The sequence below is a fragment of the Pseudomonas sp. LB3P31 genome, from assembly GCF_054897945.1.
Window position 1 is genome coordinate 4,928,487 of sequence record NZ_CM142710.1, and the last position, 23,695, is coordinate 4,952,181.

At 60.5% G+C, this 23,695-nt stretch carries 22 protein-coding genes; 16 read left to right on the forward strand and 6 right to left on the reverse strand.

Annotated features, from left to right (window positions below):
- Positions 1–23: 23 nt before the first annotated feature.
- The 4 genes from ACYZTK_RS22510 (at position 24) to ACYZTK_RS22525 (ending at position 3,192) form a co-directional block, all read left to right on the forward strand.
- The gene (locus ACYZTK_RS22510) at positions 24–683 is read left to right on the forward strand and encodes a transglutaminase-like domain-containing protein (RefSeq protein WP_462011839.1); all 660 of its coding nucleotides are present in this window, start codon (positions 24–26) and stop codon (positions 681–683) included.
- 43 nt (positions 684–726) lie between these two features.
- Complete coding sequence (locus tag ACYZTK_RS22515; protein WP_462011840.1) at positions 727–1,350, forward strand: glutathione S-transferase family protein; 624 nt, start codon at positions 727–729, stop codon at positions 1,348–1,350.
- A 133-nt stretch (positions 1,351–1,483) separates the two neighbouring features.
- Positions 1,484–2,416, forward strand: a complete 933-nt coding sequence (locus ACYZTK_RS22520; RefSeq protein ID WP_462011841.1) for an ABC transporter ATP-binding protein — start codon at positions 1,484–1,486, stop codon at positions 2,414–2,416.
- Positions 2,413–3,192: an ABC transporter permease gene (locus tag ACYZTK_RS22525; protein WP_462011842.1), complete on the forward strand. Its 780-nt coding sequence runs from the start codon at positions 2,413–2,415 to the stop codon at positions 3,190–3,192. The genes ACYZTK_RS22520 and ACYZTK_RS22525 overlap by 4 nt, the downstream gene beginning before the upstream one ends.
- A gap of 138 nt (positions 3,193–3,330) precedes the next feature.
- On the opposite strand, the gene ACYZTK_RS22530 is transcribed toward ACYZTK_RS22525, so the two are convergent.
- On the reverse strand, positions 3,331–3,846 hold the full coding sequence (locus tag ACYZTK_RS22530; RefSeq protein ID WP_462011843.1) for a DUF2062 domain-containing protein: 516 nt from the start codon (positions 3,844–3,846) through the stop codon (positions 3,331–3,333).
- A gap of 136 nt (positions 3,847–3,982) precedes the next feature.
- Between ACYZTK_RS22530 and ACYZTK_RS22535 the strand changes: the two genes are divergently transcribed.
- The 8 genes from ACYZTK_RS22535 (at position 3,983) to murB (ending at position 10,839) form a co-directional block, all read left to right on the forward strand.
- Positions 3,983–6,217 (forward strand): DNA internalization-related competence protein ComEC/Rec2, encoded by a 2,235-nt coding sequence (locus ACYZTK_RS22535; RefSeq protein ID WP_462011844.1) that lies wholly within the window; start codon positions 3,983–3,985, stop codon positions 6,215–6,217.
- A gap of 98 nt (positions 6,218–6,315) precedes the next feature.
- Complete coding sequence (locus ACYZTK_RS22540) at positions 6,316–6,951, forward strand: MotA/TolQ/ExbB proton channel family protein (protein ID WP_462011845.1); 636 nt, start codon at positions 6,316–6,318, stop codon at positions 6,949–6,951.
- Positions 6,948–7,379: an ExbD/TolR family protein gene (locus ACYZTK_RS22545; RefSeq protein ID WP_462011846.1), complete on the forward strand. Its 432-nt coding sequence runs from the start codon at positions 6,948–6,950 to the stop codon at positions 7,377–7,379. Before ACYZTK_RS22540 ends, ACYZTK_RS22545 begins: the two co-directional genes overlap by 4 nt.
- A complete protein-coding gene (gene lpxK, locus ACYZTK_RS22550) occupies positions 7,379–8,389 on the forward strand; it encodes a tetraacyldisaccharide 4'-kinase (protein ID WP_462011847.1) in 1,011 nt (336 codons plus the stop codon). The genes ACYZTK_RS22545 and lpxK overlap by 1 nt, the downstream gene beginning before the upstream one ends.
- Positions 8,390–8,412: 23 nt before the next feature.
- Positions 8,413–8,598, forward strand: coding sequence for a Trm112 family protein (locus ACYZTK_RS22555; RefSeq protein ID WP_007945752.1), 186 nt, complete (start codon positions 8,413–8,415; stop codon positions 8,596–8,598).
- Positions 8,595–9,359, forward strand: a complete 765-nt coding sequence (gene kdsB / locus ACYZTK_RS22560) for a 3-deoxy-manno-octulosonate cytidylyltransferase (RefSeq protein ID WP_462011848.1) — start codon at positions 8,595–8,597, stop codon at positions 9,357–9,359. Before ACYZTK_RS22555 ends, kdsB begins: the two co-directional genes overlap by 4 nt.
- Positions 9,359–9,823 (forward strand): low molecular weight protein-tyrosine-phosphatase, encoded by a 465-nt coding sequence (locus ACYZTK_RS22565; RefSeq protein WP_462011849.1) that lies wholly within the window; start codon positions 9,359–9,361, stop codon positions 9,821–9,823. Before kdsB ends, ACYZTK_RS22565 begins: the two co-directional genes overlap by 1 nt.
- Positions 9,820–10,839: a UDP-N-acetylmuramate dehydrogenase gene (murB, locus tag ACYZTK_RS22570; protein ID WP_462011850.1), complete on the forward strand. Its 1,020-nt coding sequence runs from the start codon at positions 9,820–9,822 to the stop codon at positions 10,837–10,839. Before ACYZTK_RS22565 ends, murB begins: the two co-directional genes overlap by 4 nt.
- A 153-nt stretch (positions 10,840–10,992) precedes the next feature.
- On the opposite strand, the gene ACYZTK_RS22575 is transcribed toward murB, so the two are convergent.
- Genes ACYZTK_RS22575 through ACYZTK_RS22590 form a run of 4 tightly spaced genes read right to left on the reverse strand, consistent with a single transcriptional unit; the run spans position 10,993 to position 15,007 of the window.
- On the reverse strand, positions 10,993–11,820 hold the full coding sequence (locus ACYZTK_RS22575) for a hypothetical protein (RefSeq protein ID WP_462011851.1): 828 nt from the start codon (positions 11,818–11,820) through the stop codon (positions 10,993–10,995).
- Positions 11,817–12,596: a hypothetical protein gene (locus ACYZTK_RS22580; protein ID WP_462011852.1), complete on the reverse strand. Its 780-nt coding sequence runs from the start codon at positions 12,594–12,596 to the stop codon at positions 11,817–11,819. The genes ACYZTK_RS22575 and ACYZTK_RS22580 overlap by 4 nt, the downstream gene beginning before the upstream one ends.
- Before the next feature lie 2 nt (positions 12,597–12,598).
- Positions 12,599–12,835 (reverse strand): hypothetical protein, encoded by a 237-nt coding sequence (locus tag ACYZTK_RS22585; RefSeq protein WP_462011853.1) that lies wholly within the window; start codon positions 12,833–12,835, stop codon positions 12,599–12,601.
- Between the two features lie 9 nt (positions 12,836–12,844).
- Positions 12,845–15,007 (reverse strand): lipase family protein, encoded by a 2,163-nt coding sequence (locus ACYZTK_RS22590; protein ID WP_462011854.1) that lies wholly within the window; start codon positions 15,005–15,007, stop codon positions 12,845–12,847.
- A gap of 771 nt (positions 15,008–15,778) precedes the next feature.
- Between ACYZTK_RS22590 and ACYZTK_RS22595 the strand changes: the two genes are divergently transcribed.
- The 4 genes from ACYZTK_RS22595 to ACYZTK_RS22610 are packed head-to-tail and all read left to right on the forward strand — an operon-like array spanning position 15,779 to position 20,137.
- On the forward strand, positions 15,779–16,249 hold the full coding sequence (locus tag ACYZTK_RS22595; RefSeq protein ID WP_462011855.1) for a (2Fe-2S)-binding protein: 471 nt from the start codon (positions 15,779–15,781) through the stop codon (positions 16,247–16,249).
- Positions 16,246–18,567, forward strand: a complete 2,322-nt coding sequence (locus ACYZTK_RS22600) for a xanthine dehydrogenase family protein molybdopterin-binding subunit (protein WP_462011856.1) — start codon at positions 16,246–16,248, stop codon at positions 18,565–18,567. Before ACYZTK_RS22595 ends, ACYZTK_RS22600 begins: the two co-directional genes overlap by 4 nt.
- Positions 18,567–19,550 (forward strand): XdhC family protein, encoded by a 984-nt coding sequence (locus ACYZTK_RS22605; RefSeq protein ID WP_462011857.1) that lies wholly within the window; start codon positions 18,567–18,569, stop codon positions 19,548–19,550. The genes ACYZTK_RS22600 and ACYZTK_RS22605 overlap by 1 nt, the downstream gene beginning before the upstream one ends.
- Entirely contained in the window at positions 19,547–20,137 is a 591-nt protein-coding gene (locus tag ACYZTK_RS22610) for a nucleotidyltransferase family protein (protein ID WP_462011858.1), read from the forward strand. The genes ACYZTK_RS22605 and ACYZTK_RS22610 overlap by 4 nt, the downstream gene beginning before the upstream one ends.
- 173 nt (positions 20,138–20,310) lie before the next feature.
- On the opposite strand, the gene rne is transcribed toward ACYZTK_RS22610, so the two are convergent.
- Complete coding sequence (gene rne / locus ACYZTK_RS22615) at positions 20,311–23,571, reverse strand: ribonuclease E (RefSeq protein WP_462011859.1); 3,261 nt, start codon at positions 23,569–23,571, stop codon at positions 20,311–20,313.
- Positions 23,572–23,695 lie beyond the last annotated feature (124 nt).

Consider the following 23,695-nt stretch of genomic DNA (forward strand, 5'->3'; position numbering starts at 1 on the left):
GCCTTCCCCAGGAGATTGATCTCATGCACGAGTATTTGAGTCCCGGCCGCTTCATCGATAGTGACCACCCGTCAGTAGTGGAGTTCGCTGAAAAACATCGGGGTGCCAGTCGCGACCCGCTCGAACAGGCGATCAATCTGTATTACGCGGTGCGCGAAGCCGTGCGCTACAACCCCTACACCTTCAGCCGCGACCCGCAGACCCTGTGCGGCAGCTACGCGCTGGCAGCAGGGGAAAGCTACTGCGTGCCCAAAGCCACCTTGCTCGCTGGTGCGGCGCGACACTGTGCAATCCCGGCTCGAATCGGCCTGGCTGATGTGCGCAATCACTTGTCGACTCCGCGATTGCTCGAACTGCTCAAGACTGATGTATTCGCCATGCACGGTTATACCGAACTGTTCCTGAACGGACGCTGGGTCAAGGCCACGCCAGCATTCAACCAAGGCTTGTGCGAACTGTTCAACGTCGCGCCACTGGAGTTCGACGGCATCCAGGACAGCGTGTTCCACCCCTTCAATCGCGATGGCGTGCAGTTGATGGAGTACGTGGTCGATCATGGCCAGTTCACCGATGTGCCTGAAACCTTCTTCTTCGAGCACCTGCAAAAATGCTATCCGCACCTGTTCGGTGAGCACTCACCGATGCTGCTCGGGGACATGCAGGGCGATTTGAGTCGCGCCTGATCCGGCGTATGCTGCCTGCGCATTCATCCATAAAGAGGCGGTCATGCTGAAGATCTGGGGTCGGAAAAATTCGTCGAATGTCAGAAAGCCATTGTGGGCCGCCGAGGAGCTGGGCCTGGCTTACGAAGCGATAGATGCAGGCGGTTCCTTCGGCGTTGTGGATACCGCCGAATACCGTGTGATGAACCCCAACGGCCGAGTGCCGGTCATTGAAGATGACGGTTTCGTATTGTGGGAATCCAACGCCATCGTGCGCTACCTGCTGGCCCGCCACGCCATCGATAGCGCCTGGTACCCGGCTGACCCGCAAGCTCGCGCCAGCGCTGACAAGTGGATGGACTGGACCACCTCGAACTTCGCCGGACCATTCCGCACGGTGTTCTGGGGTGTGCTGCGCACTCCGGCCGAGAAACAGGACTGGCCGGCCATCCAGGCTGCGATCAAGGAGTGCGACGCTCTGTTAGCCATGGCCGATCAGGCATTGGCGACCCAACCCTATCTCTCCGGAGACGAAATCGGCATGGGCGACATTCCCCTTGGCAGTTTTATTTATGCCTGGTTCGAGATGCCGATCGAGCGAGCCCCGAAGCCTCATCTGGAGGCCTGGTATGCACGGCTTAAACAGCGTCCGGCGTATCAGAAAGCCGTCATGACCGCGTTGACTTAATACTCACTATCGACACACTTGACTGTACTTGTGTGACGGCGACACGCACCATTGCGCTCGAGCGCCGCGGTTGTGTTCATCGCCGTCCGCCCTTATTTACCCCTTCCTTCCCCTTCTTGGTGCGTAATCCGATATGAGTTCCGCTCTGTCCATCCGGCAGCTAACCAAAACCTACGGCAACGGTTTCCAGGCCCTGAGTGGTATCGATCTGGATGTCGCCGAAGGTGACTTTTTCGCCCTGCTCGGCCCCAACGGCGCCGGCAAATCCACGACCATCGGCATACTCTCGACCCTGGTGAACAAGACCAGCGGCACGGTGAATATCTTTGGGCACGATCTGGACAAGAATCCTGCGCAGCTGAAGCGCTCCATCGGCGTGGTGCCGCAGGAATTCAACTTCAATCAGTTCGAAAAGACCTTCGACATCGTCGTGACCCAGGCCGGTTACTACGGCATCCCGCCGAAAATCGCCAAGGAACGCGCCGAGCAGTACCTGACTCAGTTGGGCCTGTGGGACAAGCGTGACACGCCGTCGCGCTCGCTGTCCGGCGGCATGAAGCGGCGACTGATGATCGCTCGTGCGCTGGTTCACGAACCACGCCTGCTGATCCTCGACGAACCGACGGCGGGGGTGGACATCGAATTGCGCCGCTCGATGTGGACTTTCCTCACCGAGCTGAACCAGAAAGGCATCACCATCATCCTCACCACGCATTATCTGGAAGAGGCTGAGCAGCTGTGCCGCAACATCGGCATCATCGACCACGGCACCATCGTCGAGAACACCAGCATGAAACAGTTGCTGGGCCAGCTGCATGTGGAAACTTTCCTGCTCGACTTGAAGAACACCCTGAGCGTCGCCCCGCAGCTGCTCGGCTACCCGACCAGGCTGATCGACGGCCACACCCTCGAAGTCCAGGTCGACAAAGCCATGGGCATCACCGCGCTGTTCACTCAGTTGGCACAGCAGAACATCGAAGTGTTGAGCCTGCGTAACAAAACCAATCGCCTCGAGGAGTTGTTCGTGTCCCTGGTGGAGAAAAATCTGTCGAAGGTGGCGGTATGAGTTCCGAGCTGCAACCCAACCTGGTCGCCCTCAATACCATCGTCTACCGCGAGATCAGGCGCTTCACCCGGATCTGGCCGCAGACGCTGCTGCCGCCGGCGATTACCATGGTCCTGTACTTCGTGATCTTCGGTAACCTGATCGGACGGCAGATCGGTGATATGGGTGGCTTCACCTATATGGAGTACATCGTGCCGGGTTTGATCATGATGTCGGTGATCACCAACTCCTACGGCAACGTGGTGTCGAGTTTCTTCGGCAGTAAATTCCAGCGCTCCATCGAAGAATTGATGGTATCGCCGGTTTCGCCGCATACGATCCTGATCGGCTACACCTTGGGCGGCGTGCTGCGCGGGTTGATGGTCGGGGTGATCGTGACGCTACTGTCGCTGTTCTTCACCGACTTGCAGGTGCATCACCTGGGCGTGACCATCCTGGTGGTGGTGCTGACAGCGACGATTTTTTCGCTGCTGGGCTTTATCAACGCAGTGTTTGCGCGCAATTTTGATGATATCTCGATCATTCCTACCTTTGTGCTGACGCCTCTGACGTACCTGGGCGGGGTGTTCTACTCGATTTCCCTGCTGCCGCCGTTCTGGCAGACCGTGTCCCTGGCGAACCCGGTGCTGCACATGGTCAACGCCTTCCGCTATGGCATCCTGGGTGTTTCGGACATCAAGATCAGCGTGGCGATCACGTTCATGCTGGTGGCGACGGTGGCGCTGTATATCGGTTGCGCGCGGTTGCTGGTGAGTGGGCGGGGGATGCGTACTTGAGGACGACCGAGTCGCCTGCCATCGCGAGCAGGCTCACTCCTACACGGGATCCCCTGTAGGAGCGAGCCTGCTCGCGATGGGTCAATTCCTGACACCGCACAAACAAACGGCCTCCCACATGGAGGCCGTTTTGCATTTTTATAGCCGGTTTTTCTTGCGCCGCTTCCACTGCCGCGCAACCCACCAGCGCCAATACAGCATCGTCAGGCAATAAGCCAACGCCCCCAGCGCCAGCCCCGTGACCACAGAACCCAACAGGAATGGCTGCCACATCGTCGACAGTTCGCCACTGATCCATTCCCAGGTCAGTTCGTCCGGCAAGTGTCGAGCAGGGATGTCCATCAACCAGGCACCGGTCTGGTAGGTGCAGAAGAACACCACCGGCATGGTGATCGGGTTGGTCAGCCAGACCAGGCTGACGGCGATCGGAATATTGCCGCGCACCATGATGGCGAGGGCAGCGGCTACCAGCATCTGTAATGGAATGGGTAAAAACGCAGCGAACAGCCCCACAGCCATCGCCCGGGCGACGGAGTGGCGGTTGAGGTGCCAGAGGTTCGGGTCATGCAGCAGGGTGCCCAGAAAGCGTAAGGACTTGTGTTCCCTGATGCTCGTCGGGTCTGGCATGTAGCGTTTGAATAAGCGCCGGGGCATAAGGCTTCTCGGTCGGTTAAGGCGGCAAGTATGTCTGGATTCGATGAACCGCCTATTCAGACTTTGTGACAATTAATAACGACGGCCGTGCGATGGGCCGGCTATGCCTAGGGGGTGGACTCTCAAGGACGGGCGTATGCGCACAGGGATGATGGCGCTGGCGCTGGGTTTGCTGACCCTGCGTTTTTTACCGGCATTACCGCCGGTCTGGTTGTTGCTGTTGATGCCGATAGTAGCCCTGATAGTGCTGCCGTTTCGCGCCTATCCGCTGGGTTTTTTCCTGTTCGGCTTGACCTGGGCCTGCACCCACGCCCAGTGGGCGCTGGACGATCGCCTGCCGATTCAGCTCGAGGGCGAAACCCGCTGGGTGGAGGGACTGGTGACGGGACTGCCGCAGAATGCCGACGGGGTCGTGCGTTTCGAACTGACCGACAGTCATTCGCGGCGTACCCGGCTGCCGCAACGAATGCGCCTGGCCTGGTACGACGGCCCGCCGGTGCACAGCGGTGAGCGCTGGCGCCTGGCGGTAAAGCTGAAACGGCCGTCCGGGCTGCTCAACCCCCACGCTTTCGACTACGACGCCTGGCTGCTGGCGCAACGCATCGGCGCCACCGGCACAGTCAAGGACGGCGAGAAACTCGCCGAAGCCCGTGGCGCCTGGCGCGACAGCCTGCGGCAGCGCCTGCTGGCGGTGGATGCGCAGGGGCGTAGTGGGGCGCTGGCAGCATTGGTGCTGGGCGATGGCAGCGGCCTGAGTCGCGAAGACTGGCAGGTACTGCAAGACACCGGCACCGTGCATTTGCTGGTGATTTCCGGGCAACACATCGGCTTGCTGGCCGGTGTGGTGTATTTGCTGATCGCCGGGCTGGCCCGTTATGGCCTGTGGCCAGGGCGCTTGCCCTGGCTGCCATGGGCCTGCGGCCTGGCGTTCGCTGCGGCCCTTGGTTACGGACTGCTCGCCGGATTCGACGTGCCGGTGCGGCGGGCCTGCGCGATGATCGGCCTGGTGCTGCTATGGCGCCTGCGCTTTCGTCATCTGGGCGCCTGGTGGCCGCTGTTGCTGGCATTGAACGGGGTGCTACTGATGGACCCGCTGACGAGCCTGCAGCCGGGTTTCTGGCTGTCCTTCGCGGCGGTGGCGATTCTGATTTTTACCTTCAGTGGACGCCTCGGCCCGTCGCCCTGGTGGCAAACCTGGACTCGTGCGCAATGGCTGATCGCGATCGGTCTAGGCCCGCTGCTGTTGATCCTCGGCCTGCCGATCAGTCTTAGCGGGCCGCTGGTCAATCTGCTGGCCGTGCCCTGGATCAGTCTGTTGGTTCTGCCACCCGCGTTGCTCGGTACTTTGTTGTTGCCCATTCCTTATATCGGCGAAGGATTGCTGTGGCTCGCTGGAGGCTTGATCGACTGGTTGTTCCGGGGGCTGGCGCAGGTGGCGGGGCATTTTCCCGCCTGGGTGCCAGTGGCGATTCCGTTGTGGACCTGGGCATTGGCCGCAGTCGGCGCCTTGCTGCTCCTGATGCCGGCGGGTGTGCCCATGCGCTGGCTGGGCTGGCCGATGTTGCTGTTGTTGGCGTTGCCGCCCCGCCCGATGCTGGCGGAGGGGATTGCCGGGGTCTGGCTGCTGGATGTCGGCCAGGGCCTGGCGATTTTGGTGCGTACCCGCCATCACAGCCTGCTGTACGACGCCGGCCCCCGTTTCGGTGACATGGACATGGGCGCACGGGTGGTGCTGCCGGCCTTGCACAAGCTGGGGGTCGACGAGCTGGACCTGATGTTGATCAGTCACGCCCACGCCGATCATGCCGGCGGTGCCAGGGCGGTCGCCGATGGATTATCAGTGCGCCGGATCGTCGGTGGCGAACCCTTTCCGGCGTCTGACGGCTTGTTCGCTGACGCCTGCGAGAGTGGTCGACAGTGGAATTGGGACGGGGTGAATTTCCAGCTCTGGCAATGGCCCTCGGCCAGGGACAGCAACTCTCGCTCCTGCGTGCTGCAGATCGAAGCCGGGGGCGAGCGTCTGTTGCTCACCGGTGATATCGAACACGCTGCGGAGCAGGCTTTTCTCGACAGTCCGCTGGCTGAGGCCACTGACTGGTTGCAGTCTCCCCACCACGGCAGTCGCACCTCATCGTCAATGGCTCTGCTCGGCGTGCTCCAGCCCAAGGGCGTGCTGATCTCCCGCGGCAACGGCAATTCGTTCGGCCATCCGCATCCGACGGTCATGGCCCGCTATCGAAAACTCGGCCTGCGCATCTACGACAGTGCCGAGCAGGGCGCCGTTCATCTGCAACTGGGCACGTTCGCGGCGCCGGCGACTATGCGCCAGCAACGGCGTTTCTGGCGCGATCCAGCGCCGCCGACGCAATGAACGGCCCGCATCAGGCCCCGACCGGATGCGCCATCGTGGTCTTCGGTGTGCGGACCCCCTATGTTAGAGTGGCGCACTTTTTCGAGGGGACTGTCACTGTGTGGGAATTGGTCAAATCCGGCGGCTGGATGATGCTGCCGATCATTCTGAGTTCCATCGCGGCCATGGCGATCGTCGCCGAGCGCCTGTGGACCCTGCGTGCCAGCCGTGTGACCCCGGAGCACCTGCTCGGGCAGGTCTGGGTCTGGATCAAGGACAAACAGCTCACCAAGGACAAGCTCAAGGAACTGCGCGCCAATTCTCCGTTGGGCGAGATCCTGGCTGCGGGCCTGGCCAACTCCAGGCACGGCCGCGAGATCATGAAAGAGTGCATTGAGGAAGCCGCCGCACGGGTCATTCATGAACTCGAACGCTACATCAATGCCCTCGGCACTATTGCCGCCATGGCGCCGTTGCTGGGCTTGCTCGGTACCGTGCTGGGCATGATCGATATCTTCAGTGCGTTCATGGGCACGGGCATGAGCACCAACGCCGCAGTTCTGGCCGGTGGTATCTCGAAAGCCTTGATCACCACCGCTGCGGGCCTGATGGTCGGCATTCCGGCGGTGTTCTTCCACCGTTTCCTGCAACGCCGGATCGACGAGCTGGTGGTTGGCATGGAGCAGGAAGCGATCAAGCTGGTTGAGGTCGTACAGGGCGATCGGGATGTTGACCTGACCGAGGGCCGAGCGTGAAATTCCGCCGCAAGCCTCGGGAAACGGTCGATATAAACCTCGCGTCGCTGATTGACGTGGTGTTTATCCTGCTGCTGTTTTTTGTCGTGACCACTACCTTTACCCGTGAAACCCAGTTGCGCGTCGACCTGCCGGAAGCGGTCAGCGGTACGCCTGACGACGATAAGCAGGCCAAGCACCTGGACGTGGCGATCAATGCCGAGGGCTCGTTCTCGGTCAATAACCAGGTCTTGCCCAAGAACGACCTGGGGACCCTGATGGAAGCGCTGCAGAAAGAATCCGGTGGCGATACCAGTCTGCCGCTGTCCATCAGCGCCGATGGCAAGACCCAGCATCAGTCCGTCATCACCGCCATGGATGCGGCCGGCAAACTCGGCTTCAGCCACCTGCGCATGACCACTGTCGAGGCGGCGCCGCCCGCACCCTGATGGCCATGTCCGATCGATTGCTCGCCGCGTGGTACCAGGGGCATCCAGCCCTGAAACTGCTGCAGCCGCTGGAGTGGCTGTATCGGCGCGTGGTCATGAACAAGCGCAAGCGTTTCCTGGCGGGCGAGGGCGAGATCTATCAGCCGCCGGTGCCGCTGGTGGTGGTCGGGAACATCACAGTCGGCGGCACCGGCAAGACTCCACTGATTCTGTGGATGATCCAGCACTGCCAGCGCAGCGGCCTTCGCGTAGGGGTGGTCAGTCGCGGTTACGGCGCCAAGCCGCCGCAGTTGCCCTGGCGGGTGGAGGCCGATCAAAGTGCGGATGTTGCCGGCGACGAACCCTTGTTGATAGTACAGCGCACGGATGTGCCGCTGATGATCGACCCGGACCGCAGTCGTGCGGTCAAGGCCTTGCTGGCCAGTGAGCCGCTGGATCTGATCCTGTCTGACGACGGCATGCAGCATTATCGACTGGCCCGTGACCTCGAACTGGTGCTGATTGATGCCGCCCGCGGCCTCGGCAACCAGCGCTGCCTGCCTGCCGGACCGTTGCGCGAACCGGTAGAACGCCTTGAGAGCGTCGATGCGGTGCTCTACAACGGCGTTGCAGAAGATCGCCAGGACGGTTTTGCGTTCCAGTTGCAGCCCACCGCCCTGATCAATCTGCAAAGCGGGGAACGGCGGCCACTCGACCATTTTCCGCCGGGTCAGGCGCTGCACGCCGTGGCCGGCATCGGCAATCCGCAGCGTTTCTTCACGACCCTCGAGACGCTACACTGGCAGCCGGTCCCGCACGCGTTCGCCGACCACGCCGAGTACAGCGTGCAGGCATTGAATTTCACTCCGTCATTGCCGTTGGTGATGACCGAAAAGGACGCGGTGAAGTGCCGTGCCTTCGCCGCTGCCGACTGGTGGTACCTGGCGGTCGATGCTGCGCCATCACCGGCCTTTGTCGCCTGGTTCGATACGCAGCTGATGCGCCTGGTGCCGAATCGTCTTTTGCCTTAACTCCGTTTATCCAGGGAATGCTCATGGACACCAAATTGCTCGATATCCTCGCTTGCCCGGTCTGCAAAGGCCCGCTCAAACTCAGCGCCGACAAGACCGAGCTGATCAGCAAGGGTGCCGGCCTCGCGTACCCGATCCGCGACGGCATTCCGGTGATGCTGGAAACCGAAGCGCGCACGTTGACCACCGACGAGCGCCTGGATAAATGACCACAGCCTTTACCGTTGTCATTCCCTCGCGTTTTGCTTCGACCCGTCTGCCGGGTAAGCCATTGCTGCTGATCGCCGGCAAGCCGATGATCCAGCACGTCTGGGAACAGGCGAGCAAAAGCAGCGCCGAGCGCGTAGTGGTCGCCACTGACGACGCCCGCATCGTCGAAGCCTGCCGTGGTTTTGGCGCCGAAGTGGTGCTGACCCGCGAAGACCACAACTCCGGTACCGATCGCCTGGCCGAAGTGGCGGCGAAACTGGGCCTGGCCCCCGACGCCATCGTGGTTAACGTCCAAGGTGACGAGCCGCTGATCCCGCCGAGCGTGATCGATCAGGTCGCTGCCAACCTGGCGGCCCACACCGAAGCGCGCATGGCCACCCTCGCCGAGCCGATCGAAGACGTGGAAACCCTGTTTAACCCCAACGTGGTCAAGGTGGTCAGCGACCTCAATGGCCTGGCGTTGACCTTCAGCCGCGCGACCTTGCCGTGGGCCCGTGATGCGTTTGCCAAGAGTCGCGAGCAGTTGCCGGAAGGCGTGCCGTATCGCCGCCACATCGGCATTTATGCCTACCGCGCCGGTTTCCTGCATGACTTCGTCAGCTGGGGCCCTTGCTGGCTGGAAAACACCGAGTCCCTGGAACAGCTGCGTGCCCTCTGGCACGGCGTGCGCATCCACGTGGCTGATGCGCTGATCGCACCACCCACCGGCGTCGATACCGCTGAAGACCTGGAGCGGGTTCGTCGCCTGCTGGAGGCGTGATGCGGGTTCTGTTCGTCTGCCTGGGCAACATCTGCCGCTCGCCGACCGCCGAGGGCGTGCTGCGCCACAAACTGCGCGAAGCCGGACTGGCCGAGCAGGTAGAAGTCGCCTCCGCCGGCACCGGCGACTGGCACGTTGGCAAAGCCCCGGATAAACGCAGCCAAGCCGCAGCCCGCCTGCGTGGTTACGATCTGTCCGCCCAGCGCGCGCAGCAAGTCAGTCGCGCCGACTTCGCCATGTACGACCTGATCCTGGCGATGGACAACAGCAACCTGCGCAACCTCAAGGCACTGCAACCGGCCAAGGGCAGGGCTGAGCTCGACCTGTTCCTGCGCCGCTACCAGTGCGAACTCGACGAAGTGCCGGACCCATACTACGACGGTGACCAAGGCTTCGAGCAGGTACTGGACCTGATCGAGCGCGCCAGTGACTTGCTGGTTGTCGAATTGAAGGGCCGGTTATGAGTCTGCAAGTGCAAACCCAGGTTTCACTGAAACCGTTCAACAGCTTCGGCGTGGACGTGCAGGCCCGCCTGTTTGCCGAAGCCCACAGCGATGCCGACGTGCGCGAAGCCCTGGCTTACGCCACCGAGCATGACGTGCCGTTGCTGGTGATCGGTGGGGGCAGCAACCTGTTGCTCACTGCCGACATCCAGGCGCTAGTGCTGCGCATGGCCACCCGTGGCATGCGCATCATCAGCGATGACGGCCAGCAGGTGGTGATTGAAGCGGAAGCCGGCGAGCCGTGGCATCCGTTCGTGCAACACACTCTGGCCCAGGGTTTGTCCGGCCTGGAAAACCTCAGCCTGATCCCCGGCACTGTTGGCGCGGCACCGATGCAAAACATCGGCGCTTATGGCGTAGAGATCAAGGACGTGTTCGCCGGCCTGACCGCCGTCGATCGCCACACCGGTGAGTTGCGCGACTTCAGCCTCGCCGAGTGCAACTTCGCCTACCGTGACAGCCTGTTCAAGCAGGAGCCCGGACGCTGGTTGATCCTGCGGGTACGTTTTCAGCTGAACCGCAGCGAGCATCTGCATCTGGAATACGGCCCGGTGCGCCAGCGCCTGACCGAGCAAGGTATCGATCACCCGACCGCCAGCGACGTCAGCCAGGCGATCTGCAGCATCCGCAGCGAAAAGCTGCCGGACCCGGCGGTATTGGGCAATGCCGGCAGTTTCTTCAAAAACCCGTTGGTGCCGGCTGCGCTGGTCGCCCAACTCAAAAGCGAATACCCGGACCTGGTGGCCTACGCGCAACCCGATGGGCAGATGAAGCTGGCGGCCGGATGGCTGATCGAGCGCGCAGGCTGGAAAGGTTTCCGTGACGCCGATGCGGGCGTGCACAAGTTGCAGGCGCTGGTGCTGGTCAACTACGGCGCCGCCACGGGCTTGCAGTTGCTGGAGCTGGCGCAAAGGATTCAGCAAGATATCTTGCAACGATTCCAAGTCGAGCTGGAAATGGAGCCGAATCGGTATTGATTGGGCGCCGGCGAGCTTTAAGTGGCGGAGTGTGAATTCTCAACTCCAAATAGAATCAGTTTTGTTTCTACTTTCCGCTTAAAGCTTGCAACCAATGACACGTTGCAGCAGAGAGTTGGTCGAATGCCACGCGCGGGGAAACTCGCAGCGCACTCATTGGGATTGTCCCAGGCGAATGGCTTGGAGCTTCTTGAAGCTGGGATCGCTGCCACCCGCCACAACACTGCCATCGGAGTATGTGAACTGGTTTGTATTTCCCTTTTGCTTCAATTTCGGTCCCTTCGCGTAGACCAAGTACTCTGCATGAAGCAGGGGCTCGAACATAACCGTGCGGGCATTTGGGGCGCGATAGTACGAATAGATGCCACCTTCACCGACTAGCCAAACGATCGTTTCATGTCCGCCAATGAACTGCTCGTTAACCCATGGGTAGTAGTCCTTCCTGATCAGCAGGTCGCCACTGACCTTTTCAGTCGGGTCAAACACGGAGCGCCGCTGTGGCGGATGATGATCGAACATGACGATCACCCCACCCCCTGGTCCCGCTTTGACGTTCTCTCCAAAGTGCGCCGTGTTGGCGTAGGTAACACCAAAGGTCACATTGCTCAAGCGCCACTGGCATCGCCCCCCGCCATATACAGGCAGCTTCGCCTCATACAGGTCACTTTGCCCCTGCCGTTGCGGCTGGACCGTGGTAGCGAGATAGCCATCCTCTTCATAAGAACTCCAATCCGGCCCGGAGCGCTTGATCGTGCATTTCTCCGAGCGGTAAATCACCTGCATGGGTTCCGCCGCGAGATTCTGGGGTACCTTCACCGTCATGCTGACCTGTTCGCCGCCTGCTGGCGGCGACAAACCACGGTCCAGGGCGCAACCGTTGAGGCTGAGCAGTAAGAGGCTCGCGCCTGTGCAACGGATGAGGGCGTTCATGATTACTGAATTGCGGCGGGCGGGGATGGGTACAACCCGCAGCGCACTCATTGCGATTGTCCCAGGCGAATGGCTTGGAGCTTCTTGAAATCTGGTTTGCTGGTACCATCGGCCACCGCACTGCCATCGGGATAAGTGAATCGAGTGTAACTACCTTTTTGTTTTACCTTAGGCTCTTTCGAATAGACGACCTTATCAGCATGCAAAATTGGTTCGAAGACAACTTTTCTAGCATTTAGCGCCTTATAGGTCAGGTAGATATCCCCTGCTCCCACCAAGCGGGCCAATTTCTCATGTCCCCCCAGAAAGGCTTCACTTATCCATGGGTAATAGTCACCACCGACAAGCAAGTCACCACTAGCTTCTTGGGTTGGCTCGAAAACTGAACGCTGTTGTGGCAGGTGATGATCGAATGCCACGATCACTCCGCCCCCGCCCCCAGATGGAACATTTTGCCCGAAAGCTGATGTGTTGGCGTAGGTAACACCAAAGGTCACATTACTCAAGCGCCACTGGCATCGCCCCCCGCCATATACAGGCAGCTTCGCCTCATACAGGTCACTTTGCCCCTGCTGTTGCGGCTGGACCGTGGTAGCGAGATAGCCATCCTCTTCATAAGAGCTCCAATCCGGCCCGGAGCGCTTGATCGTGCATTTCTCCGAGCGGTAGATCACCTGCATGGGTCTGGCCGCTAGGTTCTTGGGCACCTTCACCGTCATGCTGACTTGTTCGCCGCCAAGTGGCGGGGACAGACCACGGTCCACAGCGCAACCGCTGAGACTGAACAGCAACAGGCTCGCGGTAGTGCAACTGAGAAGCGCGTTCATGCTCAACATTTCTCCGGAGGGGAGGGCACTCCCTCAGGGATTTCGATAGTCATCTCGTCGGGGTAGGGAGTGGGGATCAGTTGGGTAACACCTTCACGGTTGCTCACGCCCTCGTACGCCTTGCGTTCCTTGGTGGTGACGCGGTATCTGATGTAGCTCGCGACCGCTCCACTTTCATCAGTCAGCTGATAGCTCGCGTGCTGCATTGGAAATTGCGCGGGGTGGATCAGAATATTCATGGTTTACGCCTATCCCTGTGGCTGAAATGCTTGGTCGCGCTCTGCCGGAACGCAGGCTCGGGGCTGGGTGACTTCGATCATCACGCCAAACTCTCGCTCGCGGCAGAAACGCTGCAAGGCCTCGGGACCACCTTCCAGGTCGTGCGTCATGCGTAATGCCATGGGTAACAATTTTTGCAGGGCGAGAAACTGCTTGTTGCGGTGCCTCTCCGGTTCGGGTATTCCCGTCATTTGCATTTGCTGTTCGAACTGCGCCCGAACGTCCTTGCGCTCCAGTGGCCGCTCGGGGTCACTCAACTCCAGCAATTGATTATGCAAGAACGGCAGGTAGTTTCTGATCATCGAGTGATCCATCGGGTTGCTGCGCTGGTTACTACGCTCGGGATTGGTGTGTGATGGCAGGAAGCGCGCGAGGTTTTCCCGGTTCAACGAACGGATAAGCACCTTTTGTTCTTCAAAAGCAAAGCGACTGAATTCATCGTTCAGGCTTGGCACCAGGTAGATGCGCGTGCGGTGTGGTAGACGTCGGGTGATGGTGTTGTGATAGGGCGCGCCCAGGCCGTCCTTGTTGCGATAGGCGGGGTAGGAGGAGCCCTGGGACGACAGATGCTGGTCGGCCCGGTAGAACATGACGAGCTGCCCGTGATGCCAGTACGGGTCGCCAAAGCGAACAAGTTTGCCAGCCAGCAACTGCCCCACGGACCAGATGTAGCCCAGGTCGGAGCCTAGCGGACCGAGGGCGTCGTACAGCCAGTTGTCCAGTGCCGCCTCGGGCGGAACGCTGGTAATGGTGTCGGCATCGTTGACGTGGCGGAAGTGCGTAACGTCTTGCAGGCGCTCGATTGCTTTGCCGGTGAAGGTGCGGGGCATGCCGTAGGTGTAGAGAATTGGATTGCGGTCCTTCAATTCTGCCGAGTGAATCAACGCTAATGCACCACCTAGACTGTGGCCGCAGATGAAAAAATCTTTGTTAAACGCTTCATCTTTTATTTCACTGAATCGATCTTTGAACAGCCTCTTAGCCACCTCAAACGCCTGCAAAAACCCATAATGAACACTGCCCGCCCCAGTCAGCGCCGTACCCGGAGCCTTCAAATCGCTGCCACTGCCGTCGGTTGCCACGGGTCGGTACATCAAATCCGTCAGCCAGTCCTTCAGCTCCTGAGTTCCGCGCCAGGCCACCACCACCTGAGTCTGGCTGATGACATAGAACAGTTGAGTGTTTTCAATGATGCGCCAGGGAATGTCCGACCCAGCCGGCAGACGCTCGGCCGTCAGTGAGTCGAGCATGACCGCTGTGGCATAGCGCTGGTCAAACGGCACGTCTACAACCAAGGCCGGCAGCTGAGTGCTGTTGGCGTCGATCATCATCGGCGTGCGCGACAGGTCGAGGCACTGGCGAAAAAAGAATTCCTCTACCGAGCCGGACATGGCGCTGGGATCCTCATCTGGCCTTATCTCCAAGGCCTTCTTGACGACGTTGCTGTACGACAGATTGGCCATCAATCCCAGGTTGTAGGCGTTGGCCATGCTGTATTCCGGTTGGTGGTGCAGTACCAGCGACCAGGCACGGAAGGGACAGATTTCCAATACGTGGCGGCGGTTCAACCGTTCGTCATGCACCGTGAAACCGCTGAAGTCCGGATCAGGAAAATGGAATGCTGGCAGTGAGTGCGGCCCTGTCCAGGCAGGGTTCAGGTCCGGGAATCGATCGCATAATTGGCCAATGCGCAAATAGTGATATTCGTGCCCATCGGCCCAGGCCTGTTTCTGCAAGGGAGAGAAACCCGCTGGGGGCGCGTTGTAGCGATAAGGGATTTGCAAGGGCGTCGAAACAGGCAATTCGGCTCGCAGCGCGCGCAGGCGTCGGGTCTGCAACACTTCCGCCAGCGGATTCGCTGTCAGCAGCAGGGTCACGGCCAGTGGGTGCAGGCTTTCCAGCCGGATCACCCCTTGGGCATCGCTTTGGCCGTTGAATTCCGGCACCAGCTGGCAGCGGGTTGCCTCGTTGATCGCCCGATAAGGTTGGTGAGGCAGGGGTTCTCCACGCTCATCAACTAACTGGAATTCCAACCAGTACTTTGCCGTTTCACCCACTTGAATAGTTTTGTACGTCAAAATGGTGTCGGTACGATGGTGTCTATCAGACATGAGAAGTCTTCCATTTAACATTCAATAATTGGTGTGAAAAGTCGTCTTGGCTGGAACTGTGATTTTTGCCAGTTTTACGAAAATCCTGTAAATCTCCCTGAAGTCTTACAGTCGTTTCCTACAGAAACGCTCAGCGAAGTAGAAGTTAGGTGCGATATTTAATCGTAACTAAATTATAGCGATACTGGTTCCGGTAGATGTGTAGGAAGTTTCCTTTTTACTTGTCGTCCATAGCGCTTTTGCTAACGTTACCAACCCCGTTTAGGTGTGTCGCCTAGTATTTGCTGGGGTTTATGGCGGTCACTACGCCTGCCTATGGCTTTTAAAATCCTGCCATTTACCGCCCAGCACGTGTAGGTATGCATGCGTCGTCGTAAGTAACGCATATATAAGTGCATATTTAAAGTTGGGTGTTTTGTTTGAGGTTGGTAATTATTCTTACGGGGTTTTCTGCGTTATTGGCGTTCGCACTCTGGCTAGTCTGCCAGAACAGTCTCCGATATCCGCTTTTAATTCTGACAAGCCTCTACTTTTCTCAAATAAGGATTGCTGGCGGCTTCATGATTTAGTCTCAAGGCGTAAAAAAGCTAATCCCAGCGCTTTTTTGTTAATCCTGGGTTAACTTAGCCGCCTAACGATACAACCATTTACTCCACCAAAGGCCCGATGCAGACCTCGCCGTCGGCATAAGAGAGCCCCCTTAGCCTGAGTCGATCTGCGTGATGCCAACCGCCAGCCTCTGGCGGCAGATTGCTCGACCCCATAACCGTCTTTATCTATGCGGGCGTGCCCATGATTACCCTGAAACTCAACGGTCAAGACCATCAACTCGATGTCACCGAGGACATGCCGCTGCTCTGGGCTATCCGCGATGTGGCCGGTTACAACGGCACCAAATTCGGCTGCGGCATGGGCCTGTGTGGCGCTTGCACCATTCATATCGATGGCGCCCCGGCGCGCAGCTGCATCACGCCGATTGGTTCAGTGGTCGGTCAGGACGTCAGCATCATCGACAACCTGCACAGCGACCCGGTCGGACAGATCGTTCAGCAGGCCTGGCTCGACACGGCGGTGGCCCAGTGCGGTTTCTGCCAGGGCGGCCAGATCATGTCGGCGACGGCGCTGCTCAAGATCAACCCGAACCCCAGCGACGAGCAGATCGAAGAAGCGATGGTGGGCAATATTTGCCGGTGCGGCACTTACAACCGGATCAAGACCGCCATCCGCCAGGCCTCCACCCACCTGAAGGAGGCCAACGCATGAGCCAGTTGCCGAACGATTTTGCGCTGAGCAACTTGAGCCGTCGCGGTTTCCTCAGGGGTGTCGGTGCCACCAGTGCGCTGGTACTTGCCGCGAGCTGGGGCTGGCAGGACGCGCTTGCTGCGGAAAAAGCACCCAGGTTTGGCGCCGAAGGTATGCCCAACGGCTGGATCGATGATCCGAAGGTGTACGTCAGCATTGCCGCCGATGGCACCGTGACCGTGGTGTGCAACCGCTCGGAAATGGGCCAGGGCGTGCGTACCAGCCTGAGCATGGTGGTCGCCGATGAACTGGATGCCGACTGGGCGCTGGTCAAGGTGCAGCAGGCGCCTGGTGATGAAGTGCGTTATGGCAACCAGGACACCGACGGCTCTCGCAGCATGCGCCATTGGTACGAACCGATGCGGCGCTGCGGTGCTGCCGCGCGGACGATGCTTGAGCAAGCGGCCGCCGAGCAGTGGAAAGTACCGGTCGGCGAGTGTCGGGCGCAGTTGCACAAGGTGGTCCACCAACCTAGCGGACGCGAGCTGGGTTATGGCGCACTGGCCGCTGCCGCTGGAGCATTGTCGGTACCTGCTCGGGACAGCCTGCGGCTCAAGCAGCCTGCGGAATTTCGTTACATCGGCAAGGAAGGCATCAAGGCGATCGACGGTGCCGACATCGTCAATGGCCGTGCGGTCTACGGCGCTGATGTGCATTTCGACGGCATGCTCTATGCGACGATTGCGCGCCCAGCCGTCTATGGCGGCAAGGTCAAATCCGTTGATTCGGCTGCCGCGCTGAAAGTGCCCGGCGTGCTCAAAGTCATTCAGATCGAAGGGCGGCCAATGCCGTCGGAGTTCCAGCCCCTGGGCGGCGTAGCCGTTATCGCCAGCAACACCTGGGCGGCGATAAAGGGCCGCGAAGCGCTGAAGATCGAGTGGGACGATGGCCCGAATGCCAGCTACGACTCGATCGCCTACCGCAAGGAACTGGAGGCGGCTGCGCTCAAGCCTGGCAAGGTCGTGCGCAACACCGGCAACATCGACGAGGCCATGGGCAGCGCCAACAGTACGCTGGAAGCATCCTATTACCTGCCGCACCTGGCACAATCGCCGATGGAACCGATGGTTGCCATCGCACGCTTCAAGGACGGCGTCTGCGAAGCCTGGGCACCGAGCCAGGCACCCCAGGTGACGCGGGAACGGATTGGCGAACGCCTCGGCATCCCCTTTGATAACGTCACGTTGAACGTGACCCTGCTCGGCGGTGGCTTCGGGCGCAAGTCCAAGCCGGATTTCGTCATCGAAGCAGCGATCCTCGCCAAGGAATTTCCCGGCAAGGCGGTGCGGGTGCAATGGACCCGTGAAGACGACATCCATTGCTCCTATTTCCACACCGTATCGGCCGAATACCTGAAGGCCAGCCTGAACAAGGACGGTCTGCCGTCCGGCTGGCTGCACCGCACCGTTGCACCGAGCATCACGGCGTTGTTTGCACCGGGCATGAACCACGAAGCGGCTTTCGAACTGGGCATGGGTTTCACCAACATGGCCTACGCGGTCCCCAGTGTGCGCCTGGAAAACCCCGAGGCGACCGTCCATACGCGGGTGGGCTGGTACCGTTCGGTGTCAAACATTCCCCACGGCTTTGCGATCCAGAGCTTTGTCGATGAGCTGGCGCACAAGGCCGGCCGCGACCCGCTCGAATACCAGATCAAACTGCTGGGCCCGGATCGCCAGATCGATCCGCGCACCTTGAGTGAAGAGTGGAACTACGGTGAGTCGCCGGAACGTTATCCCATTGATACCGGGCGCATGCGCGCAGTGCTGGAAACGGCGGCCAAGGCGGCCGGCTGGGGTCGTGAATTGCCCAAGGGTCGCGGTCTGGGCCTGGCAGTGCACTACAGTTTTGTCACCTATGTCGCGGCAGTGATCGAAGTCGAGGTCAAGGACGACGGCACGCTGATCGTGCACAAGGCCGACATCGCGGTGGATTGCGGCCCGCAGATCAATCCGGAGCGCATCCGCTCGCAGTTCGAAGGCGCGTGTGTGATGGGCCTGGGTAACGCGGTGCTGGGCGAGATCAGTTTCAAGGACGGCAGGGTGCAGCAGGATAATTTCCATATGTACGAGGTGGCGCGCATGTCCCTGGCGCCGAAGGAGGTCGCGGTGCACCTGGTCACTCCCAAGGGCGACGTGCCGCTGGGCGGAGTCGGCGAGCCCGGTGTTCCTCCGATTGCGCCGGCGCTGTGCAACGCGATATTCGCCGCGACTGGCCAGCGTATTCGTAACCTGCCGGTGCGTTATCAGCTGCAAGGTTGGCAGAAGGCGCAAGCCTGATGGACAGCGTCGATCTGAATGTCCTGCGCAGCGTGTTGGAATGGCGCAACGCAGGCCAGCGGGTGGTGCTTTACAGCGTGGTCCAGACCTGGGGCACCGCGCCCCGGGCACCTGGTGCGATGCTGGCACTGCGTGAGGACGGGGCGGTGATCGGTTCGGTGTCGGGCGGCTGTGTCGAGGATGATCTGATTGCCCGTCTGCATGATGGGCGCATCCCGACTGACGGGCCGCCGGTGCAATTGATCACCTACGGGGTCACTCGCGAGGAAGCGGCGCGCTTCGGCCTGCCCTGCGGCGGCACCTTGCGCCTGAGCGAGGAGCGGGTCGGCGATCCGGCCTGGGTGGCGCAGTTGCTGACGCGGTGCGAGGCGCATGAAATAGTCGCGCGCTCGCTGTCGGTCGAGACCGGAGAAGTGCTGCTTGAGCCAGCCGACAAGTCCCAGGGGCTGACGTTTGACGGCAAGACCCTGCGGGCGATCTATGGTCCGCGCTGGCGCCTGCTGCTGATCGGCGCCGGGCAGCTGTCGCGCTATGTCGCCGAGATGGCGCGGCTGCTGGATTTCGAAGTGCTGATCTGTGATCCGCGCAGCGAGTTCGTCTACGGCTGGGAAGAGCAGCACGGGCGGTTTGTGCCGGGTATGCCCGATGAAGCGGTACTGAATATCCAGACTGACGAGCGCACGGCGATTGTTGCGCTGACCCATGACCCGCGCCTGGATGACATGGCACTGCTCACGGCACTCGATTCCCCTGCGTTTTACGTGGGAGCGCTGGGTTCTCGGGTCAACAGCCTGAAGCGTCGGGACAACCTGGCTCAGCTAGGCTTGTCACCAGCAGCCATCGATCGGCTGCACGGCCCGATCGGTTTGCACATCGGCAGCCATTCCCCGGCGGAAATTGCCTTGTCGCTGCTGGCTGAGATTGTCGCGATCAAGAACGGAGTCGAACTCAAGCAGAAGAAGCTCTTGCAGGAGGATTCATGAGCGAGCCCATTGGCATCATTGTGCTGGCGGCAGGGCAGGGTAGTCGGTTTCGCCAGGTGGCGGGGGTCGACAAGGACAAGTTGCTGGCCGACTGCACCGGGCGCGACGGCGCGGTTCGTTCGGTCATCGAACAGGTTCTGGTAAGCCTGCCGGCTACTTTAGGCAAGCGCGTTCTGGTGACTACCGAGGATCGACCCCAGGCGATTCGCATGGCCCAGGCCTACGGGTTCGAGGTGGTCCTGATCGAATCCACTGGCATGGGTGACAGCATCGCGGCCGGTGTGGCGGCGTGCCCACAGCTTGGCGGCTGGTTGGTTGTGTTGGGGGATATGCCGTTCATCCTGCCTTCGAGTCTTGAGCGGGTGTTGGCGGACATGGCCGATAACACCATCAGTGTGCCGGTGCATGAAGGCGAGTATGGGCATCCGGTGGGGTTCGCAGGGTCGTTCGGGCCGGCGTTGCAGGGATTGTCGGGTGACCGCGGTGCCAGGCCGTTGTTTGCTTCGGCCAGGGTGGTTGAAGTGGTGGTGGATGATCCTGGGGTGTTGTGGGATGTGGATGTGCCTGGGGCGTTGGTGTTTGTGTAGGGATTAAAAGATCAAAAGATCAAAAGATCAAAAGATCGCAGTCTCCGGCAGCTCCTACAGTTGTATTGTGTTCACCCTGTAGGAGCTGCCGAAGGCTGCGATCTTTTGATCTTCCAGACATAAAAAAGCCCCGCTCTGGATCACCAGGCGGGGCTTTTTGTCAGCCGTTGGAATCAGACGAGCGGTTTAGGCTCGTGCTCTTTTTCCTGGGCTTGCTCGTGCTTCTCTACCGCTTCCTGAACGGAGCGCGGTGCTTCGTCGATCGCTGACTCAACAGGCTCAGCGGCGACTTCAGCAGGCACTTCAGCAACAACAACCGGTGCAGACTCGACCACGGCCGGAGCAGCAGGGGCAGCCAGTTCGGCTTCCTTCTGCAGGCGCTCGGCTTCACGCTTGCGACGACGCACTTCACGCGGGTCGTTTGGCGCGCGGCCATTTTCGGTCAGGGCACTGGCAGGTGCGGCTTCAACCACAGGTGCAGCCACTTCGGCTACAACCGGTGCTTCAGCTGGTGCTTCCACCGGCGCTTCGACCACCGGAGCAGGCTCTGGCGCAGCAACCACTGGTTCTGGCTGATACACCGGAGTTTCCACTACCGGAGCTGGCGCGGCTTCCACGACAGCTGGTTCGGCAACCCAGTTGAAAGCGGTTTGCTCTTCGCGAACTTCACGAACCGTTTCGGTCACGGTTTCAGTGACTGTCTCGGCGGCTGGCTCGGCAACCACGGCTGGAGCCTCGGTGACGACAGCAGGTTGCGAAACAGCTACGACTTCAGGCTGTGCCTCGCGAACTGGAGCAACTTCGATTTCCGGCGAAGCAGTAGCTTCGACAGGGGACGTCGCTTCAACCACTGGCGCTTCGACTGGAGCAGTTTCCAGGGTGGCGGCAGTGGCGCGTTCGGCCTGCTCATTGGCTTGGGCTTCGGCTGGAGCGCTGATCACGCTGCTGGCGACGGCTGCAGTTACAGCCAGGCCGGCGGCCAGATCGGCAGCGCTTGGCGCCTCGGCAGTGGCAGATGTTTCGCCTTCGCCTTCGCCTTCAGCAGACTCGGATTCTTCCGAACCTTCGATCACATTGCCGTTGGCATCGCGTTGACGCTCACGACGGTTGCTGCGACGACGCTGACCACGGGAGCGGCGGCGTGGACGATCGCCTTCGGCGCCTTCCTGTCCGTCGTCCTGCAGTTGCTCTTCGTTGGACAGCAGCTCTTCTTCGGCTTCTGCAGCGACTGCTTGCTCGGCACGTGGCTGACGTTCTTCACGCGGTGGGCGTGGAGCACGTTCTTCGCGTGGCTGGCGAGCCGGGCGTTCTTCAGCGACGGCGGTAGCAGTAGCGGCAACAGCCGGAGCAACCGCGTCCAGAGGTTCGCGCAATTCACGTACACGTTCTTCACGCTCGCCACGTGGCTTGCGGTCTTCACGTGGAGCGCGTGGTGCACGTTCTTCACGCGGGGCGCGCGGTGCACGCTCTTCACGGGGAGCGCGTTCTTCGCGGGCTACGGCCGGGGTTTCTTCACGAGGCTCACGAACTTCGCGCGGTTCACGTGGTGCGCGTTCTTCACGCGGTGCACGTTCCTCACGAGGCTTGCGTTCTTCATCGCGGCGACCGTTACGGTTGCGGCTCTGCTGACGACCGTTGCGACGTTCTTCGTTGCGGGCCGGACGCTCGGTGGTCGCAGGTTTTTCAACCACAACCGGAGCAGCTGGCTCTTCCTTGGTTGCAAACAGGCTGACCAGCGACTTCACCAGGCCCTTGAACAGGCTTGGCTCAGGCACGACGGCCGGTGCAGCAACAGGCGCGGCAGCGACAACTTCGGCAGGCACCGGAGCGTTGGCGCGAGCCGGAGCAGTCTTGACCGCAGCTTCCTGGCGAACCAGGGTGCGGGTCGCAGCGGCTGGCTGGACTTCTTCCACTTCGGCAGCGGCAGCAGCGATTTCGTAGCTGGACTGGTTGATGTGGGCTTCCGGGCTGTCATCACGCAGACGCTGAACTTCGAAGTGCGGCGTTTCGAGGTGATCGTTCGGCAGGATGACGATGCGGGCACGGGTGCGCAGTTCGATCTTGGTGATCGAGTTGCGTTTTTCGTTAAGCAGGAACGCAGCCACCGGGATCGGCACTTGCGCGCGAACTTCGGCGGTACGGTCTTTAAGGGCTTCTTCTTCGATCAGGCGCAGGATGGCCAGCGACAGCGATTCCACATCACGGATGATGCCGGTGCCGTTGCAACGCGGGCAAACGATGCCGCTGCTCTCGCCCAGGGAAGGACGCAGGCGTTGACGGGACATTTCCAGCAGGCCGAAGCGCGAAATGCGACCGACTTGCACGCGAGCGCGGTCGGCTTCCAGGCATTCGCGGACTTTTTCTTCCACGGCGCGCTGGTTCTTGGCAGGGGTCATGTCGATGAAGTCGATGACGATCAGGCCGCCGATGTCGCGCAAGCGCAACTGACGGGCGATTTCTTCGGCAGCTTCAAGGTTGGTCTGCAGGGCGGTTTCTTCGATGTCGCTGCCTTTGGTGGCGCGCGCCGAGTTGATGTCGATGGACACCAGGGCTTCGGTCGGATCGATAACGATGGAGCCGCCGGAAGGCAGTTCGACAACGCGCTGGAAGGCGGTCTCGATCTGGCTTTCGATCTGGAAACGGTTGAACAGCGGAACGCTGTCTTCGTACAGCTTGATCTTGCTGGCGTACTGCGGCATCACCTGGCGGATGAAGGTCAGGGCTTCGTCCTGGGCCTCTACGCTGTCGATCAGCACTTCGCCGATGTCCTGGCGCAGGTAATCGCGGATGGCGCGGATGATCACGTTGCTTTCCTGGTAGATCAGGAATGGCGCGGAGCGATCCAGCGAGGCTTCTTTGATGGCGGTCCAGAGTTGCAGCAGGTAATCGAGGTCCCACTGCATTTCTTCGCTGCTGCGGCCCAGGCCGGCAGTGCGCACGATCAGACCCATGTCGGCCGGGGCTACCAGGCCGTTCAGGGCTTCACGCAGTTCGTTGCGCTCTTCACCTTCGATGCGACGGGAAATACCGCCGGCACGCGGGTTATTAGGCATCAGAACCAGGTAACGACCGGCCAGGCTGATGAAGGTGGTCAGGGCGGCGCCCTTGTTGCCACGTTCTTCTTTTTCGACCTGAACGATAACTTCCTGGCCTTCGCTCAGGACGTCCTTGATGTTGACGCGGCCTTCGGGGGCTTTCTTGAAGTATTCGCGGGAGATTTCTTTGAGGGGCAGGAAGCCGTGGCGCTCGGAGCCGAAATCGACAAAGGCAGCCTCAAGGCTTGGTTCGATGCGAGTAATCCGGCCTTTATAGATGTTGGCCTTCTTCTGCTCGCGTGCACCGGATTCGATGTCCAGGTCGTAGAGGCGCTGGCCATCTACCAGTGCAACACGCAACTCTTCGGGTTGAGTTGCGTTAATCAGCATTCTTTTCATGTAGTACCGTCGGTTTCCGGGCTGCCGGAAACGGCGTTCGGCACACACGACTTCTCTAGGTCGGTGTCAGGTGCGTCGGGAGTGGTTGGCCATTCCCGTGTCCAGCGATGTGCGGCCAATTGGG